This window comes from Pseudomonas chlororaphis subsp. aurantiaca, assembly GCF_013466605.1.
GTDB classification, from domain to species: domain Bacteria; phylum Pseudomonadota; class Gammaproteobacteria; order Pseudomonadales; family Pseudomonadaceae; genus Aquipseudomonas; species Aquipseudomonas chlororaphis_I.
This window is the reverse complement of record NZ_CP059162.1, coordinates 4289825-4315736: the sequence shown is the minus strand read 5'-3', so window position 1 is coordinate 4315736 and position 25912 is coordinate 4289825. Positions and strand designations below refer to the sequence as shown.

At 61.0% G+C, this 25912-nt stretch carries 24 protein-coding genes and 1 tRNA gene; 11 read left to right on the top strand and 14 right to left on the bottom strand.

Annotated elements, in window-relative coordinates; genetic code table 11:
- The 3 genes from tusD to H0I86_RS19435 form a co-directional block, all read right to left on the bottom strand.
- Window positions 1–393, bottom strand: a complete 393-nt coding sequence (gene tusD / locus H0I86_RS19445; protein WP_180921750.1) for a sulfurtransferase complex subunit TusD — start codon at window positions 391–393, stop codon at window positions 1–3.
- Window positions 394–457: 64 nt separating this feature from the next.
- Complete coding sequence (locus H0I86_RS19440; RefSeq protein WP_038577893.1) at window positions 458–1162, bottom strand: YoaK family protein; 705 nt, start codon at window positions 1160–1162, stop codon at window positions 458–460.
- Window positions 1163–1213: 51 nt separating this feature from the next.
- Entirely contained in the window at window positions 1214–1546 is a 333-nt protein-coding gene (locus H0I86_RS19435; protein WP_180921749.1) for a DUF6388 family protein, read from the bottom strand.
- Between the two features lie 282 nt (window positions 1547–1828).
- Here H0I86_RS19435 and H0I86_RS19430 point away from each other — a divergent pair, with 282 nt between their 5' ends.
- Entirely contained in the window at window positions 1829–2077 is a 249-nt protein-coding gene (locus H0I86_RS19430) for a DUF1652 domain-containing protein (protein ID WP_092421978.1), read from the top strand.
- An 89-nt stretch (window positions 2078–2166) separates the two neighbouring features.
- On the opposite strand, the gene H0I86_RS19425 is transcribed toward H0I86_RS19430, so the two are convergent.
- Window positions 2167–2403 carry a DUF6555 family protein gene (locus H0I86_RS19425; RefSeq protein ID WP_038577898.1) on the bottom strand — a complete coding sequence of 79 codons (237 nt, stop codon included), beginning with the start codon at window positions 2401–2403 and terminating at the stop codon, window positions 2167–2169.
- A gap of 437 nt (window positions 2404–2840) precedes the next feature.
- Between H0I86_RS19425 and H0I86_RS19420 the strand changes: the two genes are divergently transcribed.
- From H0I86_RS19420 to H0I86_RS19410, 3 genes are all read left to right on the top strand, one after another.
- On the top strand, window positions 2841–3176 hold the full coding sequence (locus H0I86_RS19420; RefSeq protein WP_016701875.1) for a hypothetical protein: 336 nt from the start codon (window positions 2841–2843) through the stop codon (window positions 3174–3176).
- A gap of 711 nt (window positions 3177–3887) precedes the next feature.
- Window positions 3888–5534, top strand: a complete 1647-nt coding sequence (gene mqo, locus H0I86_RS19415; RefSeq protein ID WP_009049755.1) for a malate dehydrogenase (quinone) — start codon at window positions 3888–3890, stop codon at window positions 5532–5534.
- A gap of 257 nt (window positions 5535–5791) precedes the next feature.
- A complete protein-coding gene (locus tag H0I86_RS19410) occupies window positions 5792–6190 on the top strand; it encodes a hypothetical protein (protein WP_180921748.1) in 399 nt (132 codons plus the stop codon).
- 12 nt (window positions 6191–6202) lie between these two features.
- On the opposite strand, the gene H0I86_RS19405 is transcribed toward H0I86_RS19410, so the two are convergent.
- The 6 genes from H0I86_RS19405 to H0I86_RS19380 form a co-directional block, all read right to left on the bottom strand.
- Entirely contained in the window at window positions 6203–8386 is a 2184-nt protein-coding gene (locus tag H0I86_RS19405; RefSeq protein WP_180921747.1) for a TonB-dependent siderophore receptor, read from the bottom strand.
- A 328-nt stretch (window positions 8387–8714) separates the two neighbouring features.
- Complete coding sequence (locus tag H0I86_RS19400; protein ID WP_180921746.1) at window positions 8715–10121, bottom strand: ATP-binding protein; 1407 nt, start codon at window positions 10119–10121, stop codon at window positions 8715–8717.
- The gene (locus H0I86_RS19395; RefSeq protein ID WP_180921745.1) at window positions 10118–11929 is read right to left on the bottom strand and encodes a DAHL domain-containing sensor histidine kinase; all 1812 of its coding nucleotides are present in this window, start codon (window positions 11927–11929) and stop codon (window positions 10118–10120) included. The genes H0I86_RS19400 and H0I86_RS19395 overlap by 4 nt, the downstream gene beginning before the upstream one ends.
- Window positions 11926–12879, bottom strand: coding sequence for a cytochrome-c peroxidase (locus tag H0I86_RS19390; RefSeq protein WP_180921744.1), 954 nt, complete (start codon window positions 12877–12879; stop codon window positions 11926–11928). Before H0I86_RS19390 ends, H0I86_RS19395 begins: the two co-directional genes overlap by 4 nt.
- A 25-nt stretch (window positions 12880–12904) precedes the next feature.
- On the bottom strand, window positions 12905–14773 hold the full coding sequence (locus tag H0I86_RS19385) for a putative bifunctional diguanylate cyclase/phosphodiesterase (protein ID WP_180921743.1): 1869 nt from the start codon (window positions 14771–14773) through the stop codon (window positions 12905–12907).
- The gene (locus H0I86_RS19380) at window positions 14770–17046 is read right to left on the bottom strand and encodes a GGDEF/EAL domain-containing response regulator (protein ID WP_180921742.1); all 2277 of its coding nucleotides are present in this window, start codon (window positions 17044–17046) and stop codon (window positions 14770–14772) included. Before H0I86_RS19380 ends, H0I86_RS19385 begins: the two co-directional genes overlap by 4 nt.
- A gap of 213 nt (window positions 17047–17259) precedes the next feature.
- On the opposite strand from H0I86_RS19380, the gene nosR reads away from it, so the two are divergent.
- Window positions 17260–18618, top strand: coding sequence for a response regulator c-di-GMP phosphodiesterase, NosR family (gene nosR, locus H0I86_RS19375; protein WP_180921741.1), 1359 nt, complete (start codon window positions 17260–17262; stop codon window positions 18616–18618).
- 13 nt (window positions 18619–18631) lie between these two features.
- Here nosR and H0I86_RS19370 read toward each other — a convergent pair whose 3' ends face one another.
- Window positions 18632–19345: a murein L,D-transpeptidase catalytic domain family protein gene (locus H0I86_RS19370; RefSeq protein WP_009049746.1), complete on the bottom strand. Its 714-nt coding sequence runs from the start codon at window positions 19343–19345 to the stop codon at window positions 18632–18634.
- 141 nt (window positions 19346–19486) lie between these two features.
- Here H0I86_RS19370 and H0I86_RS19365 point away from each other — a divergent pair, with 141 nt between their 5' ends.
- The 5 genes from H0I86_RS19365 to H0I86_RS19345 all read left to right on the top strand — a co-directional run bounded on the left by H0I86_RS19365 (window position 19487) and on the right by H0I86_RS19345 (window position 22674).
- Window positions 19487–21058: a L,D-transpeptidase family protein gene (locus H0I86_RS19365; RefSeq protein ID WP_180921740.1), complete on the top strand. Its 1572-nt coding sequence runs from the start codon at window positions 19487–19489 to the stop codon at window positions 21056–21058.
- Between the two features lie 108 nt (window positions 21059–21166).
- On the top strand, window positions 21167–21439 hold the full coding sequence (locus H0I86_RS19360) for a hypothetical protein (protein WP_038577921.1): 273 nt from the start codon (window positions 21167–21169) through the stop codon (window positions 21437–21439).
- Between the two features lie 330 nt (window positions 21440–21769).
- Window positions 21770–21934: a hypothetical protein gene (locus H0I86_RS19355; RefSeq protein WP_180921739.1), complete on the top strand. Its 165-nt coding sequence runs from the start codon at window positions 21770–21772 to the stop codon at window positions 21932–21934.
- A gap of 160 nt (window positions 21935–22094) precedes the next feature.
- Window positions 22095–22331, top strand: a complete 237-nt coding sequence (locus H0I86_RS19350; protein WP_180921738.1) for a hypothetical protein — start codon at window positions 22095–22097, stop codon at window positions 22329–22331.
- Between the two features lie 151 nt (window positions 22332–22482).
- Window positions 22483–22674: a hypothetical protein gene (locus H0I86_RS19345; protein ID WP_180921737.1), complete on the top strand. Its 192-nt coding sequence runs from the start codon at window positions 22483–22485 to the stop codon at window positions 22672–22674.
- A gap of 554 nt (window positions 22675–23228) precedes the next feature.
- Here H0I86_RS19345 and H0I86_RS19340 read toward each other — a convergent pair.
- Together H0I86_RS19340 and H0I86_RS19335 are read right to left on the bottom strand one after the other, a co-directional pair.
- Complete coding sequence (locus H0I86_RS19340; RefSeq protein WP_180921736.1) at window positions 23229–23765, bottom strand: AidA/PixA family protein; 537 nt, start codon at window positions 23763–23765, stop codon at window positions 23229–23231.
- A gap of 806 nt (window positions 23766–24571) precedes the next feature.
- Window positions 24572–24659, bottom strand: a tRNA-Ser gene (locus H0I86_RS19335).
- A gap of 123 nt (window positions 24660–24782) precedes the next feature.
- Between H0I86_RS19335 and H0I86_RS19330 the strand changes: the two genes are divergently transcribed.
- Window positions 24783–25454: a Bax inhibitor-1/YccA family protein gene (locus H0I86_RS19330; RefSeq protein WP_007929309.1), complete on the top strand. Its 672-nt coding sequence runs from the start codon at window positions 24783–24785 to the stop codon at window positions 25452–25454.
- Between the two features lie 123 nt (window positions 25455–25577).
- On the opposite strand, the gene H0I86_RS19325 is transcribed toward H0I86_RS19330, so the two are convergent.
- Entirely contained in the window at window positions 25578–25907 is a 330-nt protein-coding gene (locus tag H0I86_RS19325) for a YceK/YidQ family lipoprotein (protein WP_180921735.1), read from the bottom strand.
- Between the last annotated feature and the right edge of the window lie 5 nt (window positions 25908–25912).

Sequence of the window (25912 nt, the reverse complement as noted above, 5' to 3'; positions counted from 1 at the left end):
TCATGGCCCTCCGAAACAGATCAGGCGATCGGCCGCCTGTACGGCGTCGTGCAACTGGCCGAGCCCGGAAAGCTCCCAGGGCGCGCTCAGGTTGACGGCCGGGCGCCGGTAGCGCGCGGCCTCCTCCTGGTTCAGCACCCCGCGGCGCAGGGCCGCGGCAATGCACACCACGCCATCGAGCTGGTGCTCGCTGACGAAGGTCCGCCATTGCGCGGGCAGGTCCAGCTCGTCCTGCGGGGTGACAATGTTGTCCGATGCGCTGTGCACGCCATCCTGATAGAAAAACAGCCGCACGATCTCGTGGCCACCGTCCAGCGCTGCCTGGGCGAATGCCAGGGCGCGGCGCGAGGAGGGCGCGTGAGCGGCGGAAAAAAGGGCAATGGCGAACTTCATGAAGAACTCTGTCTGCAAACCTGGGGCCATGATAAAGCTTTATGCCAGGCCCGGCGAAGTGGCTTTAGCGCGGCATATAGCCCAGTTGCCAGCGATGGGGGATCTTCAGCGACAGCAGCCCCAGCAGCGCCGACAGCAGGCCACTGACGAACAGGGCCGCGAGGCCGAGATGCTGCTCCAGAACGGCGCCCAGCACGGCCCCGGCGAACATGCCGCTCCAGGGCACCAGCTGCACGCGCCAGCCATTGCGCCGCTCGCCGAGCATCCAGCGGCCCAGGCCGCGGCCAAAGCGCGACAGGGCGCCGGTGACATAGGTCAGGCCCACGGGAAGCCCGTTCACTTCCTCGACGGCGGCGTTGAGCATGCCCATGGAGATGATCGCGGCCAGCACGGCCGGTAGCCGTTGTTCAAACGGCCAGGCGGCTGCCGCGCACAGCAGCGTGGCAATGCACAGCAGCAGTGGCAGGGCGCGGCGTCCGCCAAAGCGGCTGACGACTATGCCCAGGGCGTTGCCGGCGATGAAGGTGGCGACCAGCAGCATCAGATGTAGGGTCAGGGCCAGGTCGGCATCGCTGATGGCGACGGCCAGGCGCGTGGTGTTGCCGCTCATGAAGGAGACGAAATCGCCGGTGGCCATGAAGCCGATGGCGTCGGTCATGCCGGCCAGGACCGATAGGCTGGCGACCAGGCACAGGCCTATGCGGCCGCGCCATTTCTGGCGCCGCAGCAGCTCCGGGTTACTACGAAGGCTGGTGGAAGAGGGCAGCATCAGCGTTGACTCATGGTGACAGTGATCCTTTATCGAAGGCCCGAGCGGCGCTCAATCGCGTGGCAGGCCATGTAGCTCGCAATACTCGCTCCAGGGCATGCCGGCCATCTCCGCCACTTCCCGGTGCACTTCGAGCCGCCGCGCGGCAAATTCCTCCGCGCTCTGTGCGGTCAGTTGCAGGCTCAGTTCCCAGGCAAACAGGCCCTGACGTTCCGCCTCGGCCTCGAAGGCTTCGTGAAGTCGCTCCGTGCGGTATTGCTCCTGGGTTTCGCCCCTGGCCTGGGCAGCCAGGGGGTTGAGGTGATCCAGTGCTTCACGAAGCTCCGGGCGCGCCGCGAGAAACTTCTGCAGGGCCACTTCATGCGGGTATTCGGGGGCGGCCATCGGCGATCCTGGATGGGGTTGGAGGAAGTCGTTTCGGGTTGGGGCTGTGCGAAAGCCCAGCGACCATAACGCCTGGCCGGTCCAGCGTCAAAATGCTCCCGGGCGGAGTTGCCGCGACGGACGGTCGGAGCCCTGTGCGCACCATGCCACTGAGCGGATTGGCCAGGCAAAAATGCGCGCTGGATAACACTTTCCAGTGAATGCCTTGGTATGAGCCCCGTTCTTGTGACCTATTCTCAACGGGCACTCTCTCCAAGTGGCGCCGCGAAGGAGGAATTTCTCATGCTCTCGATGGATGAGCTTTGCCAGATCCTGGAGTCCGGTTTCCTGCCGCTTTCCTGCACCTGCACCGTCAACCCCGACGGCTCCCTGGCGATCAAGGTTTTCGAGCCGCAAAGCGGACGGATCGATCTGTTCATTACCGGGGTATCGACCGAGCATCTCACCAGTGTCCGCGCGGCGGCCAATTTTGTCGGTGAGTTGCGGACTGAAATCAGGGCAGGGCGTCGGGCATTTGCCGGCGGTTTCTAGTGGTTGTGCACGTTGAGCATTGGGCAGGTTAGCGCGCTTCCTTGCGCGAATGTAGCAGGTGACGTCTGAACGGTTGCGGGGAGGCAGGGCTAGTTCTTTTCAGACAGCTCTCTCCAGTTCGCCAGCGTGACGCCACTGCGCTCGGCGAATGTCTGCATCGTGCGGTAGGTCCCGCCGCAGGGGGTGTCGTGGGTAATCAGGCACCCGGAATGCAGAAAGGCCAGATACCAGGTATCGCTGTCGCTCAATCGCGCGCCCTGGTAAGTGAAGGTCCTTTGTGAACCTGCGAAACAGTAGCGGATTTCGAAAGTCTTGATGCTGTTCATCGCCGCGTCCTTTGGGCTGTATTTGGGTGTTGGCGATTCAAGATATTCCCAAAAGGACGTGTTGGCGTGCACCACTCATCCGAACTCTATGAACAGTCGCGGTTCGTTCCTCAAATGCCTTCAATAGGTGTCATGTTGCGCCAGGTCATCGGTGATGGTGAACCAGGGCGCCTTGCTCCCGACAAAGACATGGCGGCTCGCGCTGACCCGAGGATCGCTGTCCAGGGTCCCCAGGGGGAATCCGAGTACGTTTGGGTCGGCATCAAAGCGGGTGAACCATTTGCCTGTTCGGGGACGTGATGGGGTTAACGGTTTTTTGACAGCTGTCAGGTGATGATCGCCGGGCAGGGGAGCGTTCGGCGAAAGAGGCAGGTGTTGCTAACGGTCGGTGCGGGCAAATGATACATTTCTCGATTTTTTAGGGATGAGGAAGACATATGCGAGTTTGGCTAGGGGCGTCGCTGATGGGACTGTTGGCCGGGTGTTCGTTACCCACGGCTTTGGCACCGGGCAAACCGAATGTCAGTGAGCTGACTGGCAAAACGCCAAAAGACTATGCGCAGTGTGTTCTGCCGGCCTGGCAGCGTGAGACGCCCAGGAGCACCCAGGCCGATATCTCCAACGGCTATCGAATCACCGCTCCTGGCAGCCTGGCATCGGATGAGGTCGTGGAAGTGGTGAAGTCGAAGAACGGCAGCCTGGTCTCGCTCTACCAGGGAACACCCTGGGCCAAGTCCGCGGTGCTGAAAAAGGCCGTGCACGATTGCCTGTAAGGCCGCTTCATGCCCTGCGTGAAGGGCCTGTCGAAGTGACAGCCCGCTGCCGTGGAACCGCCGGATCCCACCCACAAGAAAGCCCTGACCGTTCAGGGCTTTTTTGTGCCTGGTATTCGCGGGGTCTTGTCCGGAGGGCTCACTCTGCTCGAATCCAGGCAAGTTCTTGAATCATCAAGGTGCTTTTCTGCATAAAAACAGGATAAATCTGACAGTTTTTTTGACGGCTTTATCCGTCCAGTAGACAATGGCGCGTTAGCCACCACCCATGATGGCCATTATGTCCGTTTTCAGCAGGAGGGCTGCCAGGGTTGGGGGCGATCCCTGTTGCGATACCCATGGCCTTGCCGCTGTCAGGCGGTGATCGAGGGCATCGGCAGCAGGCCGATCGTGATACCGGGTGTTGTTGACTCACTCCTTGGGTTACACCCGACTAGTCTCTCTGTGGGAATGTGGTTTTAGCGGGCGTTTCGGACCGTCGATCGATGCTGTCCGAAGGCGTCCCAACAAAATAGTGTCACTCAAGTAGCTGAAGCCAATAGCGAATAAGAAGTCAGCGCAGGAGCGACATATAAACTGAGGTCGATAGTGTCATGTCGGCCTTGTGTGCCCACCCTTCAGTTCTTCTGAGTGCGGGAACCCATGGCGGTGCCGGGGCGACTGATGATCGAGAATGGGGGGCGGATGGCGTTCTATCGTAGGAACTACTGTATGTTGAAAAAAGTGAACACGGCCCTGCTGGGCTTGGCGATGACGATGGGGCTCAGCTCCGCGTACGCCGCCGAGACCAAGAAAGTGGATGTGCTGCTCATCGGTGGCGGCATCATGAGTTCGACCCTGGGTGTCTGGCTCAATGAGCTGGAGCCGGGCTGGTCGATGGAAATGGTCGAGCGTCTCGACGGCGTTGCCGAAGAAAGCTCGAACGGCTGGAACAACGCCGGTACCGGTCACTCTGCCCTGGCGGAACTGAACTACACCCCGGAAAACAAGGACGGCAAGGTCGAGATCGCCAAGGCCATCGAGATCAACGAAGCGTTCCAGATTTCCCGCCAGTTCTGGTCGTGGCAAGTCAAGAACAATGTCCTGAAGGACCCGCGTTCGTTCATCAACTCCACTCCGCACATGAGCTTCGTGTGGGGCGATGACAACATCAAGTTCCTGAAGAAACGCTACGAGGCGCTTCAGGCGAGCCCGTTGTTCGCCGGCATGCAGTACTCCGAAGACCCGGAGCAGATCAAGAAGTGGGTCCCGCTGATGATGGAAGGGCGCGATCCGAAGCAGAAGATCGCCGCCACCTGGTCGCCGCTCGGCACCGACGTGAACTTCGGCGAGATCACCCGCCAGTTCGTCGGCCACCTGAAAGCCCAGCCGAACTTCTCGCTCAAGCTGTCGAGCGAAGTGGAAGATATCAAGCGTAACGAAGATGGCTCCTGGCGCGTGGTGTACAAGAACCTGAAGGACGGTACTGAAACCCAGACCGACGCCAAGTTCGTGTTCATCGGCGCGGGCGGCGGTGCCCTGCACCTGCTGCAGAAGTCGGGCATTCCTGAAGCTCAGGAATATGCCGGTTTCCCTGTGGGCGGCTCGTTCCTGGTGACCGAGAACCCGGCGATCGCCGAGCAGCACCTGGCGAAGGCCTATGGCAAGGCGTCGGTCGGCGCTCCACCGATGTCGGTGCCGCACCTGGACACCCGCGTGCTGGATGGCAAGCGCGTGATCCTGTTTGGCCCGTTCGCGACCTTCTCCACCAAGTTCCTCAAGGAAGGTTCGTACCTCGACCTGCTGACCACTACCACCACTCACAACATCTGGCCTATGACCAAGGTCGGCATCAAGGAGTACCCGCTGGTCGAGTACCTCGCCGGCCAACTGATGCTGTCGGATGAAGACCGCCTGAATGCCCTGAAAGAGTACTTCCCTAATGCCAAGGCTGAAGACTGGCGTCTGTGGCAGGCCGGCCAGCGCGTGCAGATCATCAAGCGCGACGAGCAACTGGGTGGCGTGCTGAAACTGGGCACCGAGATCGTCAGCGCCAAGGACGGCAGCATTGCCGGCCTGCTGGGTGCCTCGCCAGGTGCTTCGACCGCCGCGCCGATCATGCTCAGCGTGCTGGAGAAGGTCTTCAAGGACAAGGTCGCGACTCCTGCCTGGCAGGCGAAGCTGCACCAGATCGTGCCGAGCTACGGTACCCAGCTCAACGGCAGTCCTGAGCGTGTCGCTCAAGAGTGGGCCTACACCAGCGAAGTGCTGCAATTGACTCCGCCACCGGCCATCGGCCAGACCGCTGCTCCTCAGCAACCGGCTGGCGACAAGCCGAAAGCGCAAGAGAGCAACCCGTCGGCTGACATGGCTCTGTAATACCCGGCTGCGTCCAACACCGTTGGATGCAGCCAATACCCGGAACCCGCTGTTCGTTCCAGGTTAAAAAAACGCCGCTCCCAGGAGCGGCGTTTTTGTTTGTGCGGAGCGCTCAAGGGCCTTTACCCTCGCGTCCTCCAATCCTGCCTTGCGCCCACGGCGTGTTTCTAACCGAAACATCCAGGTCCGCCTGCCCGGGAACTATTGCCGGGGAATCCCTTTCCATAAGCTCGACGCAATGATGCCTGGAGAAGGCGATGTTCAGAGCTGGTTCTTTAATCTCGATCGTCTCGATTCTGCTATCGATCCCGCTGGATGCCGGCGCCGCGCCTGGCGCGCAGGCGAACGCCCGGTACTCCAACGATCATGCGAATTGGGAGCGTCTTCCCGTGGTCAACTACTACCAGGTGAAAACGCTGTTGCAGGCTTCGAAGCGGGACTGGAACCCGACCGCGGCCCTGCCGGCGGACGTCAGGCAGAAACTCCGCCGGGGCAGGACGTTGCCCGCGCAGCAATCGCGACGCTTGAACCCCAGGCTGGTCCAGCAGTTGCCGCGTTACGACGGCTACCAATGGTGGCGCGCGGGTTCCGATCTGCTGCTGGTCAGGACCTCGAACCAGATGATCTTCGACGTCCTGGTCGACGCCTTCCAGTAGGCCTGGCCCTGATCAGAAGTTGATCGAGGCGCTCAGCCGCGCGGTCAGGGGCGCGCCCTGGAACAGGTAGCCATCGCCCATGTATTCACCGGCGTCACGCCAGTAGCGCTTGTCGAACAGGTTGTCCACGGTCAGCCGGAACACGGTGTCGTAACCGTCGATCCGGGTGCTGTAGCGACCGCCGATGTTGAACACGGCGTAGCTGCCGGTCTGCACTTCGCCCTCGCGGTTGGCGTATTTGCGACCGCTGTACTGCACCCCGCCGAGCAACGCCAAACCGTCGAACCAGGGCAGGGCGTAGTCGCCATAGAGGCTGGCGCGCAGGGTCGGCACGTTGAGCGCCTGGTGACCCTCATACTCTGGAGTGTCGCTGCCGGTGACCCGCGCGCGGATCGCCGCGACACTGGCCGAGACTTGCAGGCGTTGGGTGGCCCAGCCATTGGCCGAGAGCTCCAGCCCGGTGTTCTTCTGCTCGCCTTGCTGGGTGAAGGTGAAGGTGCCGTCGCCATTCGGCCGGGAATACTGGTAGGCCTGGCGGATCTGGAACAGCGCCGCGGCCAGGCTGATGCGCCGCCAGTCGTATTTGATGCCGGCCTCGATCTGCCGCGACACGGTGGGCGCGAGGATCTCGAAGGCATTGCTGGCGAACCACGGCGCTTCGCCACCCAGGGACAGGCCCTTGCTGTAGCGGGTGTACAGCGCCAGGTTCTGCACCGGCTTGTAGATCAGCGCGGCCTGGGGCAGGAACACATAGCGCTGGGTGTGGCGGGTGGTGTCGCCCTGGCTGTCGAAGGTTTCCTCGTCCAGGCGTACCTCGCGTCCGCCGAGCACGGTCTGCCAGTGTTCGTTGAAGCTGATGCGGTCGTTGAAGAACAACCCGTACTGGCGGCTGTCCAGACGGCGATAGGAGTCGTTGAGCGGTCCGTCGTAGCGGGCGAAATCCGAGGGCTCACCGTTGATATTGGCGCTGCCGATCATCTGGTTGATCGGGTCGCGCTTGTCTACCACGCGGCGGAACGCGCTGGTCCCGACGCTGAGTTCGTGACCCAGGCCGCCGGTGTCGAAGTTGCCGCTGAGGACGGCCTGCACCTCATCGTTGCGCCGGGTATCGTCGGGGCTGCGGAAGTCGTAGATGTCGTAGTCGCCCTCGAGGCTGAAGTGATTGGGCACCGCTGTGCCGGCGCAACTGGCGGCGCCGTAGCAGCCCCAGGCGAACGAGCTGTAGTCGTCGATCACCACCCGGCTGCGCGAGGCGCTGAGGTTGCCTTTCCACTGATCGTTGAAGCGGTATTCGAAATTGCCGTTGAGGTTCAGCGCGTCGGTGCTGACCGGCTTCGAACCGCTCTGGTGCGCCAGCAGTTTTTTCGGCGAGGCGTGGTGCGGCAGGCTGGAGCCACCGAGCAACTGATAACCCGGGGCCGAACGCTGCTCCTTGGTCTGGTACTCGACGTCCAGTTGCAGCAGGGCATCCGGGCTGATGTTCCAGTCGAAGGCCAGGGACGCGAAGTCGCGCTGGCCATTGGTGTGTTCGACGTAGGAGTGGATGTCCTCGTGGGCCAGGTTGGCGCGCAGCCCGAACTGCTGCTCGCTGCCGAACCAGCCGCCGACATCGGTGGCCACATAGCCGCTGCCGCGATCGTCGGTAGAGATCGTGACCGAGCGCACGTCGGTGGGGCGCTTGGTCACGTAGTTGATTAGCCCGCCGGGCTCGCTGACGCCGCTCTGCAGGCCGTTCAGCCCCTTGAGCAACTCCACCTGCTGCTTGTTTTCCAGGCCGACATTCTGCTCGCCGGTGATGCTGCGACCATTGATCCGGTAGCTGCTGGCGGCGTTCAGGGAGAAACCGCGCACCGTGAAGTTCTCGTAGTAGCCGACCGGCGCGTAGCTTTCGCCGACCGAGGCGTCGTTTTTCAGCACCTCGCTGAGCAGGCGGGCCTGCTGGTCCTTGATCAAGGCTTCGTTGATCACTGCAATCGAGGCTGGCGTGTCGAGCAGGGGAGCCGCCTCGAAACCGCCGACCGCGGCGCTGCTGGCCTGATAACCGGAGCGGTCTTCGCCGGTCACGGTCAGCGCCGGCAATTCGGTTTCGGCGGCCTGGGTCAGGGGGGCAGCGCCGGCCAGCAGCAGGCTCAGCAGATTGCGCGCGAACCGCGGGGCGGGCAGCCCCTGGCGGGAGGCCCGGTAAAGCATATCCATGAAAAGCTCCTCGACGATGGCGATCCCGGCCCCGGCGAATACCAGGCACGGAGGCCCAGGCGCGCTCGGGAAAGCATCGTGCTGTTTAAGACAGGGGAAGCGCTGTGTGCCCTGGAGGCGTCAGGCCGGATTTGCTCCGGTGGTCATTGGCAAGACGAAATCCGCTACCCATTCTTGAAGCGCGCCATCATACAAGAGATCGGGCCCGTGGCATGCACGGTCCCTGTAGAAGCGAGGCTTGTCCGCGATAGCGGACTGCCTGACCCATCGCGCTGCCTGGATCGCCGGCAAGCCTGGCTCCTACAGAGGCGGTCGCGCGCGGGGTCGTTCAGCCGGCCTTTCTGCTCTGGTGCACGGGAAGCTCGACGCGGAAGGTGGTGCCGACACCGACCTCGCTGCGCACCGAGATGTCGCCGCGGTGCTTCTTGACGATGCCGTAGGACAGCGACAGCCCAAGCCCCGTGCCCTGGCCCACGGGCTTGGTGGTGAAAAACGGGTCGAAGATCTTCTGCAGGCTGTCCGGCGGGATGCCCGAGCCGTTGTCGGCCACTTCGATCCACACGTTCTCGCCCTCGACGCCATTGCGCAGGGTAATGGTGCCCCGTTCGTTGCCCATGGCCTGGGCGGCGTTGACGATCAGGTTCATCACCACCTGGTTGATCTGCGAAGGCAGGCACTCGACCTCCGGCAGCTCGGCGTACTCCTTGATCACGTCGGCCTTGTACTTGATCTCGGCGGCGACGATGTTCAGGGTCGAGTCGATGCCCTGTTGCAGGTTCGCCCATTGCCATTCCTGGGTCGAATCGACCCGGGAAAAGTCCTTGAGGTCCTTGACGATCTGGCTGACCCGGCCGATGCCGTCCTTGGACTCCTTGATCAGCAGCGGAATGTCCTCGAGGAGGAAATCCAGCTCGATGTCCGTGCGCAGCTGTTTCAACTGATCGCGCAGCTCACTGGCACCGATCCCGGTTTCGGCATTGCCGTAAGCCTCGAGCATCTCCTGCAGGCGCTTGAAGTAATTGTCCAGGGCGCCGAGGTTGGAGGAAATGAAGCCGATCGGGTTATTGATTTCATGGGCGACCCCGGCGGCCAACTGACCCAGGGAGGCGAGCTTTTCCGATTGCACCAGCTGGCTTTCCAGCAGCTTGCGCTCGTCGATTTCCCGCTGCAGCGCGGCGCTGGCCTGCTTGAACGCCAGGGTGCGTTGCTCCACCCGTTCTTCCAGCTCGCTCATCTGCAGTTGCGCCCGCAAGGTCATTTCCCACTTGGTGGTGAGGGTGTTGGCCATCTGCTGGACTTCGATATTGTCGAAGGGCTTTTTCAGGATCAGCAGGCGGTCATGGCCGTTCAGGCGATCGAGCAACTCGTCCCAGGAGTAGTCGGAATAGGCGGTGCACACCACCACCTGCAGCAGTGGGTCGTGTTTCCACAACTCTTCGATGGTTTGCGCGCCATCCCAGCCATCGGGCATACGCATGTCGACGAAGGCCAGGGCGTAGGGCTGGCCCTTGCTTGCTGCCTCCAGCAGTTTGCCCAGGCCCTCCTGGCCACCGTAGGCGGAGTCCAGTTCGAACACTGTGGCGGCGGTTTTCGGCGCACTGCCGAACAGCGCGCTTTCCATCGCATCGAGGTCGGCGCTGTCGCCGGTCTTGGGGGTGAGGATCTTGCGGAAGTCGTCGTGGATCGCAGGGGTGTCGTCGATCAGCAGGACGCGCCGGTTTATCGAGTTGTTCATGACTCACCTTCGGCGAGGATCAGGGGGATCTGCAGGACGAACAGCGCGCCTTTGCCCGGACCGTCGCTGTGGGCGGTCAGGTGGCCATTCATCTCGATGGCCGCCAGTGCGCAACTGTGCAGGCCGAACCCATGGCCCTCCTTACGGGTGGTGAAACCGTGGGCGAAGATGCGGGTCATGTTTTCCGGGGCGATGCCTTCGCCTTCGTCGCGCACGCTGATCTGCAAGGTTTCGCCGTCGACCACCGCTGCCGCCAGGGTCATGTTGCGCGTCTGGTTGGTCAGGTCGGACATGGCGTACTTGGCGTTGCTGATCAGGTTGATCAGGATCAGCAGCAGGCGGTGCTTGTCGCCCATGATGCGTGGCACATCGGCGTAATCCTTGAGCACGGTCACATGGTGGCGGGTGAGGGCGCCGGAATTCATGCGCAGCGCGTCTTCGAGCAGTTCGCTGACCGACAGGGGTTCCAGCAGGCTGCTGGCACCCGCATAGGATTGCTGGGTGGCGACGATGTCCTTGATGTGATCGATGCTTTTGCTCAGTTGCGTCAGTTCCTCGGTCATGCCTTGCTGTTCCAGGTCGATGGCCTCGACCAGCTGGTTCAGGTAGCCGGGCAGCAACTTGCCCTTTGCGTCCTCGGTGAGAAAGCTGCCCAGGTCCTCTTTGTGCTCGTTGATCAGTTGCATCGCCTTGCCCAGCCCCTGGGCCTTGCTGTTGCGCAGTTTGCGGCTGACCAGGTCGGCGGAGATGTTCACGCTGTTGAGCACGTTGCCGACGTTGTGCAGGACGTTGGTGGCGATTTCCGCCATGCCGGCCTGGCGGGCGGTGTCGAGCAGCTCGCTCTGGGTGTCCTTGAGTTGGCGCGTGCGCTCTTCGACCCTTTGCTCGAGTTCGTCGTTGGCGGCCACCAGGGCCCGGTTCATCTGGTTGATCTCGGCAAAACTGCGAATCAGGCGGATGCCCAGCCAGATCAGCAGCAGCACCAGCAGCGCGGAAAACAGCAGCAGGTAGAAATGGTACTGCTGGTCAACGACCTCGGCCTGCTGCTGGTCACGGTTGAGCAGGATGGTGATGTCGTCCAGGCGTTCGTCGACCGCTACCCCTTCTATTTCCTCGAGCAGGCGGTTGACCTTGGGTTGCTCGCGCAGGATCAGCCCGACGTGGTTGCTGAGGGTATCGATCGGCTCATGGAACTCCGTGGGCAAGCGCTCCTTGTTGACCGCCAGCTTGTTCAGGCCCACCAGAATGTCCGCGGCCCTGTCGGCGGAGGTGACCTGGGCGAACTCCAGGCTGCTGAGCAACAGGTCGTAGGTATCGGTGGCGATGTTCTGCAGCTGCAATTTGTCCGCGTCGTGCAGTTGGGCCAATTGCTCTTGGATGTCGTCCTCGGCGGTCGGCAGGAAGGCCAGGGAGTTGCGCAACACAGAGTTGTGCGACTTGAACTGTTCCACCAGCCGGGTCTTTTCCTTTATTGCGCTCAGGTAGCCGTCGTGGGCGTTGCGCCACAGCTGCGAATCGTTGCGCTGGTTCTGCGCCTCCATCGAGTCGAACTTCTGCCATAGGCGCGTCATCTCGCCCAGCGGTGAAACCAGCGGGTCGTAGTTGTGGGTGATGGCCACCCTGGCCTTGAGTATTTCGTTCTCCCACAGCGAATCCTGCTGCTTGATCTGGCGGATCAGGTCGCGGGATTCGGTGTAGGCCACGGTCTGGTCGGACCTGGACTTGAGGTAGAGAAACAACAGGATCGAAGCCAGCAGGACCGCGAGGGCGGACAGCAACAGTATGCTCACGCGACGAGATACTTTCATAGGGGCTTGCCTTCCCATTCGCCGGTCAGGGTCTTGAGAAACTTGACGATCAGGCGTTTGTCTTCCTCGGACGGCGTACGCCCCAACTGGTACTTGAACATCACTGCCACGGCGCCTTCGAGGGTGGCTTGCGAACCATCGTGGAAGTACGGCGCGGTAACCGCGACGTTACGCAGGCTCGGCACCTTGAACACATTGCGGTCTTCTTCTTCGCCCGTGACGTTGAACCGCCCCAGGTCGGCCTCGGTCGGATTGCCCCGGGCCGCGAAGTAGTCGCCGAGCACGCCGAATTTCTGGAACATGTTGCCGCCGATATTCACCCCCTGGTGACAGGCGATGCAGCCGTATTCCTGGAAGCGCTGGTAGCCGTATTTTTCCTCGATGTCGAGGATCTCGGTGTTGCCCGCCAGGTACTGGTCGAAGCGCGAGTTGGCACTGAGCAGGGTGCGCTCGTAGTCGGCCAGGGCGCCCTGGATATTGCTCTGGGTCACGGCGTCTGGGTAGGCGTCGGCAAAGGCGGTGCGATAGGTCGGGTCGTCGGCGATGCGCTGCACCACGACTTTCCAGTCACTGCCCATTTCACTGGGGCTCTGCACCACGATATGCACCTGGTCTTCCAGGGTGTCGGCCCGACCGTCCCAGAACTGATGGAAGTTCAGGCTGGCGTTGAACACGCTCGGGGTATTGACCGCCACCGGCTTGCCATCGAAGCCCAGGGAGTGCGGGACGGTGTCGGCACCGCCTTGGTCGAGGCGATGGCAACTGGCGCACGACAGGCTGTTGTTCACCGACAGGCGTGGGTCGTTGAACAATCGTCGTCCCAGTTCGACCCGTTTGCTGTCCAGCGCCGGTACTGCGGGGAGGGGTTTGAGCGGTCCTTCCAATGGCGCAGCCGCGGCGCCTGGAGCGAACAGCAAGCCAGTTGAAAGGAGTAATGCGAGTGACGACATGGAGGTTTCCTTACCAGACACAACTTCATGGATGGGGCAGGTGAGGTTGCAGGGAGTCGGTCAGAAAGCGGGCGAATACCTCGGGTTCCACGGCTTTGCTGAAGTAGAAGCCCTGGCCTTCCTCGCAGTGGTGGCGCTTGAGGAAGTCCAGCTGTTCGAGGGTCTCGACCCCTTCGGCGATGATGCTCAGGTTCAGGCTCTTGCCCAGGTCGATGATGCTGCTGACCAGTTTTGCGTCGTTGCTGTCGGTACCCAGGTCACGCACGAACGACTGGTCGATCTTCAGCACGTCGACCGGGAATTTCTGCAGGTAACTCAAGCTCGAGTAGCCGGTACCAAAGTCGTCGATGGCCAGGCGCACTCCCAGCTGCTTGATGGCGCGGAGTGTGGCGATGGTGGCGTCGACGTTCTGCATCAGCACGCTTTCGGTGATTTCCAGCTCCAGCAGCTTCGGGTCGAGCCCGGTCTCGGTCAGCGTGCGGGTGAGACGCTCGACGTAGTCGCGCTGGCGAAAATCGATGGCCGACACGTTCACCGACATGCAGATGGGGGGCAGGCCCTGCTTTTGCCAGGCCTGGGATTGCAGGCAGGCTTGGCGCAATACCCATTGGCTGAGGGCGACGATCAATCCGCTGTCTTCGGCCACCGGGATGAAGTCCGAGGGGAACACCCAGCCATGGTCGGGCCGGTTCCAGCGCACCAGTGCCTCGGCGCCGACCACCGTGCCCCGGGCCAGGTCCAGCTTGGGCTGGTAGTGCAGGACGAACTCTTCGCGCTGCAATGCCAGGCGCAGGCCGGTTTCCAGGGTCTGCTGCTGGCGTGCGCGCAGGTTCATGTCGTCGATGAAAAAGCTGAAGTCGTTGGGACCGCAATCCTTGACGTTACGCATGGCGGTCTCGGCCTTCTTGATCAGCGTTACGGCATCGGCGCCGTCGTCGGGGTAGATGCTGATGCCCAGGCTGGCGGTGACCGTCAGGTCGTGGCCCGCCACGGAATGAGGGGTGTTGACGGCAGCCAGGAGTTTTTCGGCCACCCCCCGGGTCTGCTGCGGATGCAGGATGTCGCCAAGAATCACCACGAACTCGTCCGAACCGTAGCGAAACACCGAGTCGGACTCGCGCACTGCAGCTGCCAGGCTCTGGGCGACGAGCTTGAGCATTTCGTCTCCCGCCGGGTGCCCGAGGGCATTGTTGATGCGTTTGAAACGGTCCAGACCGATGAACATTACCGCCAGCTTGCGGTCATGACGGCGCGACTGGGACAGATGCTGGGTCAGGCGGTCGCCCAGCAAGGTGCTGTTGGGCAGCCCGGTGAGCACATCGTAATGCAGCAGGTGCGACACGCTCAGCAGTTCCTGGACCCGTTCCTCGATGGTCTGTTCCAGGTTGCGCATCTTGCTCGCCACGTCCTGCGCCAGTTGCCACTTCCAGGTCAGGGCACTGGCCATCTGGCGGATCTCCAGGCTGTCGAACGGCTTTTTCAGGATCAACAGCTGGTCGCCGAACTCGATGCGTTCGGCCATGGCTTCCCATGAGTAATCGGAGAACGCGGTGCATAGGGCGATCTGCAACTGCGGGTCGGTTTTCCACAGATGCTCGATGGTCTGCAGGCCATCCCAGCCTGGTGGCATGCGCATGTCGATGAAGGCCAGGGCATAAGGCCGGCCTTCGGCCTGGGCGCGTTTGACCAGTTCCACGGCTTCTTCGCCCTGGTAGGCGGAGTCGATCTGGAAGTGCTGGTGAGGCCTGCTGTTGACGCCGAACAGCAAGGCTTCGGTGCTGCCCAACAGTCCTTCGTCTTCGGGGCTGAGAATCTTGCGAAAGTCCTGATGGATCGCCGGTGTGTCGTCGATGATCAGAATCCGCCGATTGGGCGCCACGGATAAAGGGCTCACCTGAAATTCTCCGACGTAGGATCCGCCGACCAGGCACTGCCATCCATAGCGACAGACCTGGCCTTGAGCAGTTCGCCAGCCTGGTCGCTGTCGACTGCCGTAGCGGGTGAGTGCCCCAGTGGCGTGCCGCTGGATATCAGGGTCGTGCGCTGCTCCTGGGTTTCCACCCCTTCAGCGGTGACCCCGATCCCCACCTCGCGGGCGAAGTTGAGGATGGCCCGCAGGGTCATGGCGTTGTCCGGGTCGCTGCTGGCGCTGTCGAGAAAGCGCTGGGCAAGCTTGAGGTGGTTGACCCTGTAGGTCTTGAGGTAGTCGAACGAGGAATACTCGGTGCCGAAATCGTCGATGGCGATCTTCACGCCCAGCTCGCACAACCTCGGCAGGATGTCGTTGTGGGTCCACTTGGTCTGGGCCAGGGTGCCCTCGGTAACGTCGAATCTCAGGTCCCACGGGCACATGCCCCAGCGCGTGGTGGTGCGCAGCACGTCGTAGATCAATTCCGATCCGGTCTTGAGCTGGACCAGGGATAAATGGATCGCAATCAACGGCGGCGCCACGTTCTGGTCGCGCCAGGCACTCATCTGCCGGCAAGCCTGGTCCAGCTGCCAATGGCCGAGAGCGATGACAATGCCGGTCTTCTCGGCCGCGGGCATGAAATCCTTGGCCTCGAGCCAGCCGCGCCGGGGGTGGAGCCAACGAATCTGAGCCGCCATGCCGAGGATCCTGCCGGTACCGAGATCGACTTCCGGCAGGTAATGCAGGTGCAGTTCGTCGCGTTCCAGGGCCAGCTTCAGGTCGTTGGCCAGGGTCACCCGCTCCGTGACTTCCCGGTTGATTTCCTCGCTGTGGAAATGGAACTGGTTGCGGCCCTGGTCCTTGGAGCGATACAGCGCCATGTCCGACTGCGCCATCAGGCTGTCGGCGCTCAGGGTCTGCGGGCTGTAGAGGCTGATGCCGATGCTCACCGAGATGCGCACCTCGTTGCCTTCCAGCGAGTAGGGCAGCACCAGGGTGTCGCGGATTTTCGTCGCCAGCGCGGCGCAGTGCGTGGCCTCGTCGACGTCCAGTTGCAGGATTGCGAACTCGTCGCCGCCCAGGCGCGCCACCACATCGTTTTCCCGGGTGCAGGCCTTGATGCGTCGGGACACTTCCTGCAGCAACAGGTCGCCGATGGGGTGGCCGAGGGTGTCGTTGATGCGCTTGAAGTGGTCCAGGTCCAGGTAAAACATCGCGAAGGGTGAGGCTCCCCGCCGGGCCGCGGCGAATGCCTGGTGCAGGCGCTCGATCAGGGTGGCGCGGTTGGCCAGCCCGGTCAGGCTGTCGGTGCGGGCCATCAGGGCCATCTTTTCTTCGGCCAGTTTGCGTTCGGTGATGTCGAGGATGATCCCTTCCACTTCGACCAATTGGCCCTGGTCGTTGCGCACCGGGATGTAGCGGTTTTCCACCCAGCGGAAGGCACCGTCGCCGGTGCGCATGCGGAACTCGATGGACGCTCCCGCCACATCCCGGTCGAGGACCCGGAGCATGGCGCTCTCGACCTTGGCCTGGTCGTCGGGGTGGATCAGCGTCTGGGCCCAGTCGTCCGAGGCCACCAGTTGCGCCGCCACATGGCCGAACTTGGTGATGTTATGGGAGATGTACATTAATTTGAACGACGGCTCGCCGCGCAGGCGATAGAGGATGGTGGGGCTGTTCTGCACGATGATGTTGGCATCGGCCAGCTCGCGGGTGCGTTCCTCGACCGCCTGTTCCAGCTGGTCCATTTTCAGCGCGGCGTCTTCGGTCATCTGCCATTTGACGGTCAGGGCGCTGGCCATCTGGCGGATCTCGATGGCATCGAAGGGTTTTTTCAGGATCAGCAGGCGGTCGCCCAGTTGCAGGCGCTCGGCGATGTCTTCCCACGAGTAGTCGGAATAGGCGGTGCACAGGGCGATTTGCAGCTTGGGGTCGACCTGCCATAGCCGCTCGATGGTCTCCAGGCCGTCCCAGCCGGGCGGCATGCGCATGTCGATGAAGGCCATGGCATAGGGCGCATTGCGTTCCAGCGCCGCTTGCACCATGTTCAGCGCTTCGCGGCCCTGGAATGCCGAGTCGAGGAAAAAATGCTCCAGCGTGGCACTCGGGTGCATACCGAACAGGGCGGCCTCGGCGTCGCTGAGGCTGTCCTCGGGGGCATCCGTGGCGGCGAGGATCTTGCGAAAGTCCTCGTGGATCGACACTGTGTCGTCGACGATCAGAATTCGCCGGTTGGTCCGGTCTGCCGACGCCATCATCGTCGTGCTCCAACCCAGAGCGGGGACCTTGTATATAAGCTCATCGGGCTTCCCTTCCTGCTTCCTGGACATGCAATCCATTTTTGCCTTGAGCATAGTCAGGCTCCCCTGTATGCGCTAATCGGCCGGCGTCAAATTCATGCCGAAACGCTACAAGTCATCTAGCCTGTCCCAGAAGGCAGGTCTGATCGAAGTCAAAGGGGAGGGGGAGACATGGAAGAACATACAGCGGGCGCAGCCCAGAACAGATCGACGGTACTGCTGGTCGACGATGAGGAAGCGATTCTCAATAGCCTTCGCCGGCTGTTACGCGGCCAGCCTTACGACATCCTGCTGGCCGACAGCGGTACCAAGGCCCTGGAAATCCTCGAACAGCGGCCGGTCGACGTGGTCATGAGCGACGCCCGGATGCCGGGCATGGACGGCGCGACCTTGCTGGCCCAGATCCATCAGCGTTATCCATCGACGCTGCGCATCCTGCTCACCGGTTATGCCGATATGACGTTGATCGCCAAGGCCATCAACGAAGGGCAGATCCATCGCTATATCAGCAAGCCCTGGAACGACGAGGACATGCTGGTGACGCTGCGCCAGGCTCTGGCCCATCACCATTCCGAAAGCGAGCGCCAGCGTCTGGAAGCGCTGACCCGGCAGCAGAACGAGCAACTGAAGAGACTCAACTCGACCCTGGAAAAACGCGTTGCGGCGCGCACCGCCGAGCTGCAACAGACCGCCGACATGCTCGACCTGGCCTATGAAGAGCTCAAGCGCAGCTACGTGACCGGCACCGAGGTGTTTTCGCTGCTGGCGAACCTGCGCTTGCCCAAGGCCAAGCAGACCAACCGGCAGATCATCGAACTGATTCGTGTCTACTGCATCACCCATGGCCTGGATGAAAGCGAAAGCCGCGACATGACCATGGCCGCTGCGTTGTACAACATCGGCAAGCTGAGCTGGACCGACAGCATGATGACCGCGCCGGCGGATTTGCTGCACCACACCGAGCGCGACCTGTACCGCGCCTACCCGAAACAGAGCGAGTCGCTGCTGATGACCCTGGAGCCGATGAAGGACGCGGCGCGCATCATCCTGCATCACCAGGAACGCTGGGATGGCAGCGGTTTTCCCGATCATCTCAAGGGCGAGGCCATTCCACTGGGCTCGCGCTGGCTCAAGCTGGCCGTGGATTTCATCGAGCTGCAGCGTGGGTTGATACTCGAACGGCAGATGAACAGCGATGAGGCGCTGCTGTTCATTCGCAAATATGCCGGCAAACTCTACGACCCGGACCTGGTGGAGGACTTCGTTGGCGTCTGCGCGGCCTATCAGAACGATGTCACCCTGGCCGATCCGACGGTCCGGGTCCTGACCACTCGGGACCTGGCTGCCGGCATGACCCTGGCGCGCAACCTCAATGCCGACAACGGCATGCTGCTGCTCAATGCCGGCAAGGTGCTGAGCGGTCCGCTGGTGGACAAGCTCATCGCCTTCGAAGCGATGGAAGGGGCCAAATACAGCATCTTCGTCAAAATACCCGAAGAGGCGGAAACGGCGGCCTCAGCCGCCGGTTGAGGGGCGAACGGGGTTACCCGCCGCTGGCGGCGACAATGCTGGCCACCTGGCGTGGCTGGCAGTTGAGATAGGGCGAGGACTTCAGCCATTGCTGGTCGGGGTACCAGGAAAACATGAACTGACCGTCCTTGAGGCGGTCGATCACCTGGCGCGCCACCTGTGGCCGCACGGCCGGGCAACCCAGGCTGCGGCCGATGCGCCCTTGGCGTCGGCTCCACAGGGGGCTCACATAGTCGGCCGCGTGAATCACGATGTCCCGATCGCGGGCGAGGTCGTTGAAGCCCGGCTCCAGGCCGTCCATGCGCAGCGAATAACCGTGGCTGCCTTCATAACTTTCCTGGGTGCGAAACAGGCCGAGGCTGGACTGGAAGCTGCCCATGCGATTGGAAAACTGGGTGGCGAAGTTTTCCCCGGATTTCTGCCCGTGGGCGACCAGGTCGCGCAGCACCAGGGTTCTTTTATTCAGGTCGAAGATCCACAGGCGGCGGGCGGTGGAGGGTTGCGAGTAGTCGATGACCGCCAGGTGTCGGGCCTGCCTGGCGCCGCTGTTGACGGCGCACTGCATGGCGCTCAAGGCACTTTTCAGCACTTGGGGATTGAGTTCTGGAGCGGCGTGGGCGAGGCTGTTGTAAAGCAGCGGAGTCGTGTTGTTGGCGGCGAGCGCAGGGCTGCAGATCGCGCCTAGGGTGGTCATTGCCAGGCAGAGCCGGCGCAGGAAGGTCAGCATTCTAGAGTGTCCCCACAGTCACTTTGGCTCCTGACGTCCTGTCGCTCTTCTGGCAGTTCTGGTTACAGGTGGTTGGACGATTTTTCGCAGCCACTGCCGAGGTTGACCATCACCATGATGGCCATGATTGGAGTAAAGCAGTTGTTCAAAAAACACGCATGTTACTTGAGCCTTTTCCTGCTCGCTGCGCCGTTGGTCGCGACTGCTCAGGATGTACCGGTCGATCATGAGAACCCTGTGCAACGGGTATTCATTCGATTGTCCGATGCCTGTCCGGGGGTGGCCGCGCACCTGGACATTCCCGCCCAGAGCCTGCTGCAGGCCTTTTACCAACAGCAGGGTGACCAGCCGATCTGGTCGTCCAGCGCACGTTTGGAGGCGTTGCAGGCACAATTGCAGCAACTGGCCGACGATGGCCTGGACCCGGCCGACTACCGGTCACCAGCCAGTGCGCTTGCGGGCGACGCGCTGTGCGCCGACCTGAGCTTCAGCCAGCATTACCTGCAAGCCTTGCATGACCTGCATTACGGCCGTCTGTCGCAAGCCCGCTTCGAGCCGATGTGGCACGCCCATCCCTTGCCGCTGGATCGCCAGGCGCAGGTGCTCGCCATCGCCGGGCCCGGCCTGCAGGACATCCCGGCGGCCTTCGCGCTGGCGCGGCCGAGCCTCGAGCAATATCAGAACCTGCGCCAGCTGTATGCCCAGCAGCGCCAGCTGGAGTTGCCCCATTGGCAGCCGCTGCCCAGCGGGCCGCTGCTGCGTCCGCAGATGCGGGACGCGCGGGTGCCGGAGTTGGCGCAACGGCTGTTCAAGGAGGGGTATCTGAGCGCCCTCGCCAACGAGGGCGATACCCTTTACAGCGGCGACCTGGTGAGCGCGGTGAAAAGCTTCCAGCTCAGCCATTCGCTGCAAGCCGACGGGGTGATCGGCGCGGGGACCTTGAATGAACTGAACGTCAGCCCGCAGATGCGCCGCGAACAGCTGCGCATCAACCTCGAACGCTTTCGCTGGCTGGCGCAAGACATGGAGCCCGACAGCCTGCTGGTCAACCTGGCCGCGGCGCAGTTGATCGTCTATCAGGACGGAGTGCCGGTCTGGCAGACCCGGACCCAGGTAGGGCGTGCCGAGCGCCAGACGCCCTTGCTGAAATCCCAGGTCACGCGCCTGACCCTGAACCCGACCTGGACGGTGCCGCCGACCATTTTTCGCGAAGACAAACTGCCGGAAATTCGCCGTGACCAGTCCTTCCTCAATCGGCAGAACCTGCAGGTGCTCGATAGCGAGGGTCATCCCCTGGCGGTGGAGGATATCGACTGGGACAACCCCGGCAATATCCTCCTGCGCCAGGACGCCGGGCCGAGAAACCCGCTGGGGCAGATGGCGATCCGGTTCCCCAACCCGTTCTCGGTGTACCTGCACGACACGCCCAGCCAGGCGCTGTTCAACAAGGGGCCGAGGGCCTTCAGTTCGGGCTGCGTACGGGTCGAGCATGCGTTGCAGCTGCGCGATCTGCTGGTGAGTCCGGCGGAACGGGTGCGTACCGACGAGTTGCTGAGCACCGGGCTCACCCATGAGTTCAGGTTGTCGACGCCGATACCGATCCTGCTCGCGTACTGGACGGCGCAAGCCGACAGCCATGGCCAGCTGTCCTATGCCCCGGATATCTACGGGCGGGACGCAGCCTTGCTGGTGGCGCTGGACAGCAAGCTTTGAGGGGCTGGCCATGGGCATGGGGCGCTGTGCCTTTGGTCAGGAACTGCTGAACATCCGCCGGCGCGCGACGATCTGAATAAGTAAGAGGGCCATAAAAGGAGAACCGAAATGGTTCAGCGTCGCCGCCACCACGTCTCGCAGCTGTCCCTTCGTATCGAAGGCCTGCGGGCCAATGTCCTGCAATTCAAGCAGGATGAATTCCAGATCCAGCAAGCCCTGTGCGGCGCTTCGGCGACAGCGAAGGTGCGCGATCTGGAGGATGCCTTCGATGAGATCCGGGAGTCGATCAACCACACCGAGGCCCTGTTGGAAGCCCTGGTCCAGGTCGCAGGTGGAGTGGGGGAAGAGGGCGCAGGAGCCTGCCAGGCCGCTGGCCGATAAAGGGGCTCGGCGCAGGCCCGGATTCGCGGCTCCACCCGTGGGCACCGCTACGCGATTGATGAAAACCCGGCTATTGCGTCGGGTTTTTTATGGCAACGCGAATGGCTATCATCGTTCGGTGATTTTTCAGCGTAGGGCGCTATGGCCTTTTTTGAGTTATTCGATCAATTCATGAGAAGTCTGCTGGCAGCCTGGCTCTTTGTTGGTATCTGCCAGCTGGCCCGGTTCGTCTTTTCTCAGACCCCGTCCAGGTTGTCCGGATGGATCACTCTCGCCGGGCTGGTCTTCTTGATGGTGTACCCCTGTGGGTGGGACTGGGCTTCCGGCTTCATGGAAAACGCCTGGGTGGCGATGTGCAGGGTCTACCAGCATTCGGCCTCACAACTGGCGCTGTTTCTGGCCGATGCGGCGGGCGCGGCGCTGGGCGGCCTGGTCGCCTACCTGATGTCCCGTTATGTCATGGCCGCCCCGGCGCCACTGAAACCTGCCGGCTGAAGCGCTGACAGATACAAAAACGGCCTCGCCACTGTGCGGGGCTTTTTATTGCCTTCGGAAAATCTGACCTGTCGTCTCTAACCCTTGATGGGGGCCTATCGACTGGCATGAATCAATGGGCTGTGCCTTACTCGAACTTCATTTACTGAGGGATGCAGCCATGACTGAGCGTCATTTGAACCACAGTGAAACCCTTTCCAATGGGTGCAAGATCAAGGTGCGATCAGAGATCCTCAGAGATGGCTCGCTCAAGATGTTCATCGGCATCTACAAGCCGGATGGCAGCGTTATTGTCGAAGACAATGACCTGGCCCCGGATGGCCTGGATATGGAGGATGCGTTTGAGTGGGGGATCGACAGGGCCAAGAAGATTGGTAACGGGCAGAAGGTTCAATGACCGGTGATGCCTCGACGCTGAACACAACGCAATCACGCTGGTAACCTGAGCAGCGGCCGGACCACACCACTTGCCGACTATCCGTTACAACGGAGGCTACCCTTGGTTGAGGCGTAAAATGGTGGGGCTACCTCGTCAAAAGGAGCCGCATATGATCGCTGACCAAGTGGGCAAGCAAGCGTCGGAGCAAAGGGTCTGGGATCAATACTTCTGTGCTGCGCTGATTGCGGAAAGCCATCTGACGGCACCGATTGTAGGAGAGACCACTCACGCAGACCGGCAGAACCTGTTGGTCGAAAGAGCCAAGACGCTCGCCGACAAAATGATGGCATGCAGAAAATAATCGAAGCCCAGCCCGAGTGCTGGGCTCTTTGTATCTGGAGCCTGTTTCCGCTCTTGCAGGGAGATGCTGTCACAATCTTCATTGATGAGAACTGGCAGGGAGGCTGGTAACGAAGCGCGCGGTTTGAGCGTCGAGCGGCTCGGTGTTGGTGAGTACCGCGTAACTGGCAGCTTCAGCCTTGTGCTTGAAGGGAGGGCGCACGCAGGTCCCGTGTTCGCCCGATGGCGGCGGTATGCTTGGCAGCACTGGGAGCGAGCATGGCGACGACGGCACGCTGATCATCCGCAACCGTGTGCACTGGCTAAGCCTGTACCGGCGACGGTGACCAAGGACTGATCGCGCTGGTTGCGTGTCAAGCGTATGCAATGGACGTTTCTGCAAGCTGGTTTTTCTGACACGTATCGAGTACTTGGAGTTTCAGCGCTCAGAGTAGGCAACTTGGTACTGCAAGTAGGGAGTATGTAAAAGATCGGCTTTTGTAAGGGATGAGCAGTATCAAGACTCTCGCCCGATTTATGTCGGGCGAGAGTCTTGCTAACTAATGGTCGTCCAGGTTAATCGATGTTGAGTGTCGGATCCCACTCGCAGCACCCAATGACTTTGTTATGCCTGTCGACGATAACAAAAGACCATGTGTATGTTACGGTGCCTCTGGCCTCTGCAGTAGCCTCCCATGCATTGGTAGTAATCATCTGCGGAGTCGGTGGTCCGTCTGGATCGTTGGGGTTGAGCGATGACACATTGTCAGTGACTGGCCGTAGTTTAGGTTGAGCAATGATGCCCTGAGGGTGAGAGGCAATAATTTTGAAACGATCGAGTATCACTGCATTGCCTAGGTTCTTTGCGATGTCTGTTGCGCGCCATCGAATGACGTCACCAGCGTCTACCGGGAGATATAAGTTACCGGTTCCCTGGTGTTGGAGTCCGTTGCTGAACTTGGCAAGCATATGGATTGTTTTTTGGGCCAGTTCATAACTAAGCATCGTCGGCTGTTTGCGGTTAGTACTGATGTCTGGGTGTCCTTTCTCGCTGTAATATTGAATGATGGTGTCTACGTCTACAACGGTTAGCACATCAACGATAATTCCCATTATGACTCTCCTTCGTCTGGGCTAGAGGGTGATGATCTCAACGAACAGTGAATTACTTCTTGTTAAGCGGTTTGCAAATTGACTATAGGCCCAGGAAGTGGGGGGTCAAATAGTGTTTGCGGGCAGTGGATGAGCGGTTGCTCAGTATGAGATGAGTAAGTGTTTTTCCTGCTTTATTTAATGGTTTTTATAAAGTCAAGATTCAGTCTTAGTAAAAAAATACAGTTCAGATTAGTGGTTGTTTTCAATAATCTGCCTTGCTACGTCACCATTTGTTTATAGCTGCGCGTTGACAAAGCGGATGTTCTGGATCCGATCAATGACCGTAGTGGGGCGTTTCTGTCTGCCTGCGTGCTGACAAATTCGGAGTGAGGATGCCATGCGAGATGATGACCATCTGGCTCGACTGGTTGTGGAAGGTGGCCGTATTCAGTTCCTTAGCGATTACACGCATACGCCGGCTGGTCAAGCCTGAGGGATAAGACGAGCGGTAGGATAGTCCTTTCTCTGGGGGATGATGAGCCAGAACTGAACCTCCAGGCTTGATCAGTTGTGAAGACGTCTTGTGTTTGAGAGGGTTGTGTTCGGTCGGCAGGATGCCAAAGGAGGGGAGTCGAAGTATGCGTCATTGGGATAACGCCGATTTGGTCGGGGGATGTGGTGATGCGTACAGAATTCAATCGCAAGCACATAGTTTTAGGACGCGTCCTAAAATAGAAGGAGATGGCGGCTTGTTGAGGTGCTCTGGATTCTGTCCGCCAGAAACGAAAAAGCCCCGAATAATCGGGGCTTTAGCGTGACGAATATGGCGGAGGCGATGGGATTCGAACTCATGGACCTGTTACAGTCGACGGTTTTCAAGACCGTTGCCTTAAACCACTCGGCCACACCTCCGTTTTTGTTGCGGGCGCCATAATACCTGAATGAAACACACTGTCAAACTCTGTGCATAGCTTGTTGCAGAGCGTCTGTTATGATCTTTGCCACTGAACGTTTCAAACCAACAGGAGTGTCGCCATGCGCGAACAGGATTACGCAGTTAATAACAGCGTGCAGGCCGAGCAGCTAGAAGTTAGCCGCGTCCTGCGCAACACCTACGGCCTACTCGCTCTCACTCTCGCCTTCAGTGGCGTGATGGCTTACGTGGCCCAGCAGATGCGGGTCGGTTATCCGAATATTTTCGTGGTGCTGATCGGTTTCTACGGTCTGTTCTTCCTCACCAACAAACTCCGTGATTCGGCCTGGGGCCTGGTGTCGGCGTTTGCCTTGACCGGTTTCATGGGCTTTCTGCTCGGCCCGATCCTCAACCGTTACCTGGGCATGCAGGGCGGCGCGGAAGTGGTCAGCTCGGCCTTTGCGATGACCGCGCTGGTGTTCGGTGGCCTGTCGGCCTATGTGCTGATCAGCCGCAAGGACATGAGCTTCCTCGGTGGTTTCATCACCGCCGGTTTCTTCGTCCTGTTGGGCGCGACGCTGGCCAGCCTGTTCTTCCAGATCAGCGGCCTGCAACTGGCGATCAGCGCGGGCTTCGTGCTGTTCTCCTCGGTGTGCATCCTGTACCAGACCAGCGCCATCATCCATGGCGGCGAGCGGAACTACATCATGGCGACCATCAGCCTGTATGTATCGATCTACAACCTGTTCGTCAGCCTGTTGCAGCTGTTCGGCATCATGGGTCGCGACGACTGATCGCCAGCCCTGAAACAGAAAAGCCCGCTTCGGCGGGCTTTTTGTTGTCTGCGATCTGGTCGTTCGGCCAGAGGCCGGCACGAATTGTGGCGCACGGGCAGCATTTGTTGCTGTAAGGGGAGATTATTCGGCAATGATCAGGCTGCCGTCGGTTTGTTGCTGATAGATGGTGTAGGGCAGCAGCAAGGTGTCGAGCACGCCTGAAACGGCCATGTCGAGCAGGATGGCTTGGGTCGAGGCAGGGCCGGTGGGAATTCTTCCGTTTTCTGGCACAGGGGCGTGCATGCTGCAGAAGTCATAAGTCACGCCACTGTAGATGCGCGGGACTCCACCGCAGTACGATTTTCGCTCCTTGAGTTTCTGGCTGGCCACCGCATCCTCCCTGAAGACGGTATCGATGGTTCCACAACCTGAGAGCATCAATGCCGCCAGCAACAGAAAAGAGGTCTTCACGGGGC

What these genes read in the sequence shown, in the direction of transcription:
- H0I86_RS19410 (WP_180921748.1), top strand. Translation starts at nt 5,792, where the DNA reads ATGTTCAGAGCTGGTTCTTTAATCTCGATCGTCTCGATTCTGCTATCG.
- H0I86_RS19330 (WP_007929309.1), top strand. Translation starts at nt 24,783, where the DNA reads ATGCGCGAACAGGATTACGCAGTTAATAACAGCGTGCAGGCCGAGCAG.
- tusD (WP_180921750.1), bottom strand. Translation starts at nt 393, where the DNA reads ATGAAGTTCGCCATTGCCCTTTTTTCCGCCGCTCACGCGCCCTCCTCG.
- H0I86_RS19440 (WP_038577893.1), bottom strand. Translation starts at nt 1,162, where the DNA reads ATGCTGCCCTCTTCCACCAGCCTTCGTAGTAACCCGGAGCTGCTGCGG.
- H0I86_RS19370 (WP_009049746.1), bottom strand. Translation starts at nt 19,345, where the DNA reads ATGCTGACCTTCCTGCGCCGGCTCTGCCTGGCAATGACCACCCTAGGC.
- H0I86_RS19360 (WP_038577921.1), top strand. Translation starts at nt 21,167, where the DNA reads ATGGTTCAGCGTCGCCGCCACCACGTCTCGCAGCTGTCCCTTCGTATC.
- H0I86_RS19395 (WP_180921745.1), bottom strand. Translation starts at nt 11,929, where the DNA reads ATGAAAGTATCTCGTCGCGTGAGCATACTGTTGCTGTCCGCCCTCGCG.
- H0I86_RS19345 (WP_180921737.1), top strand. Translation starts at nt 22,483, where the DNA reads ATGATCGCTGACCAAGTGGGCAAGCAAGCGTCGGAGCAAAGGGTCTGG.
- H0I86_RS19405 (WP_180921747.1), bottom strand. Translation starts at nt 8,386, where the DNA reads ATGGATATGCTTTACCGGGCCTCCCGCCAGGGGCTGCCCGCCCCGCGG.
- H0I86_RS19400 (WP_180921746.1), bottom strand. Translation starts at nt 10,121, where the DNA reads ATGAACAACTCGATAAACCGGCGCGTCCTGCTGATCGACGACACCCCT.
- H0I86_RS19390 (WP_180921744.1), bottom strand. Translation starts at nt 12,879, where the DNA reads ATGTCGTCACTCGCATTACTCCTTTCAACTGGCTTGCTGTTCGCTCCA.
- nosR (WP_180921741.1), top strand. Translation starts at nt 17,260, where the DNA reads ATGGAAGAACATACAGCGGGCGCAGCCCAGAACAGATCGACGGTACTG.
- H0I86_RS19350 (WP_180921738.1), top strand. Translation starts at nt 22,095, where the DNA reads ATGACTGAGCGTCATTTGAACCACAGTGAAACCCTTTCCAATGGGTGC.
- H0I86_RS19430 (WP_092421978.1), top strand. Translation starts at nt 1,829, where the DNA reads ATGCTCTCGATGGATGAGCTTTGCCAGATCCTGGAGTCCGGTTTCCTG.
- H0I86_RS19380 (WP_180921742.1), bottom strand. Translation starts at nt 17,046, where the DNA reads ATGATGGCGTCGGCAGACCGGACCAACCGGCGAATTCTGATCGTCGAC.
- mqo (WP_009049755.1), top strand. Translation starts at nt 3,888, where the DNA reads ATGTTGAAAAAAGTGAACACGGCCCTGCTGGGCTTGGCGATGACGATG.
- H0I86_RS19435 (WP_180921749.1), bottom strand. Translation starts at nt 1,546, where the DNA reads ATGGCCGCCCCCGAATACCCGCATGAAGTGGCCCTGCAGAAGTTTCTC.
- H0I86_RS19355 (WP_180921739.1), top strand. Translation starts at nt 21,770, where the DNA reads ATGGAAAACGCCTGGGTGGCGATGTGCAGGGTCTACCAGCATTCGGCC.
- H0I86_RS19420 (WP_016701875.1), top strand. Translation starts at nt 2,841, where the DNA reads ATGCGAGTTTGGCTAGGGGCGTCGCTGATGGGACTGTTGGCCGGGTGT.
- H0I86_RS19340 (WP_180921736.1), bottom strand. Translation starts at nt 23,765, where the DNA reads ATGGGAATTATCGTTGATGTGCTAACCGTTGTAGACGTAGACACCATC.
- H0I86_RS19425 (WP_038577898.1), bottom strand. Translation starts at nt 2,403, where the DNA reads ATGAACAGCATCAAGACTTTCGAAATCCGCTACTGTTTCGCAGGTTCA.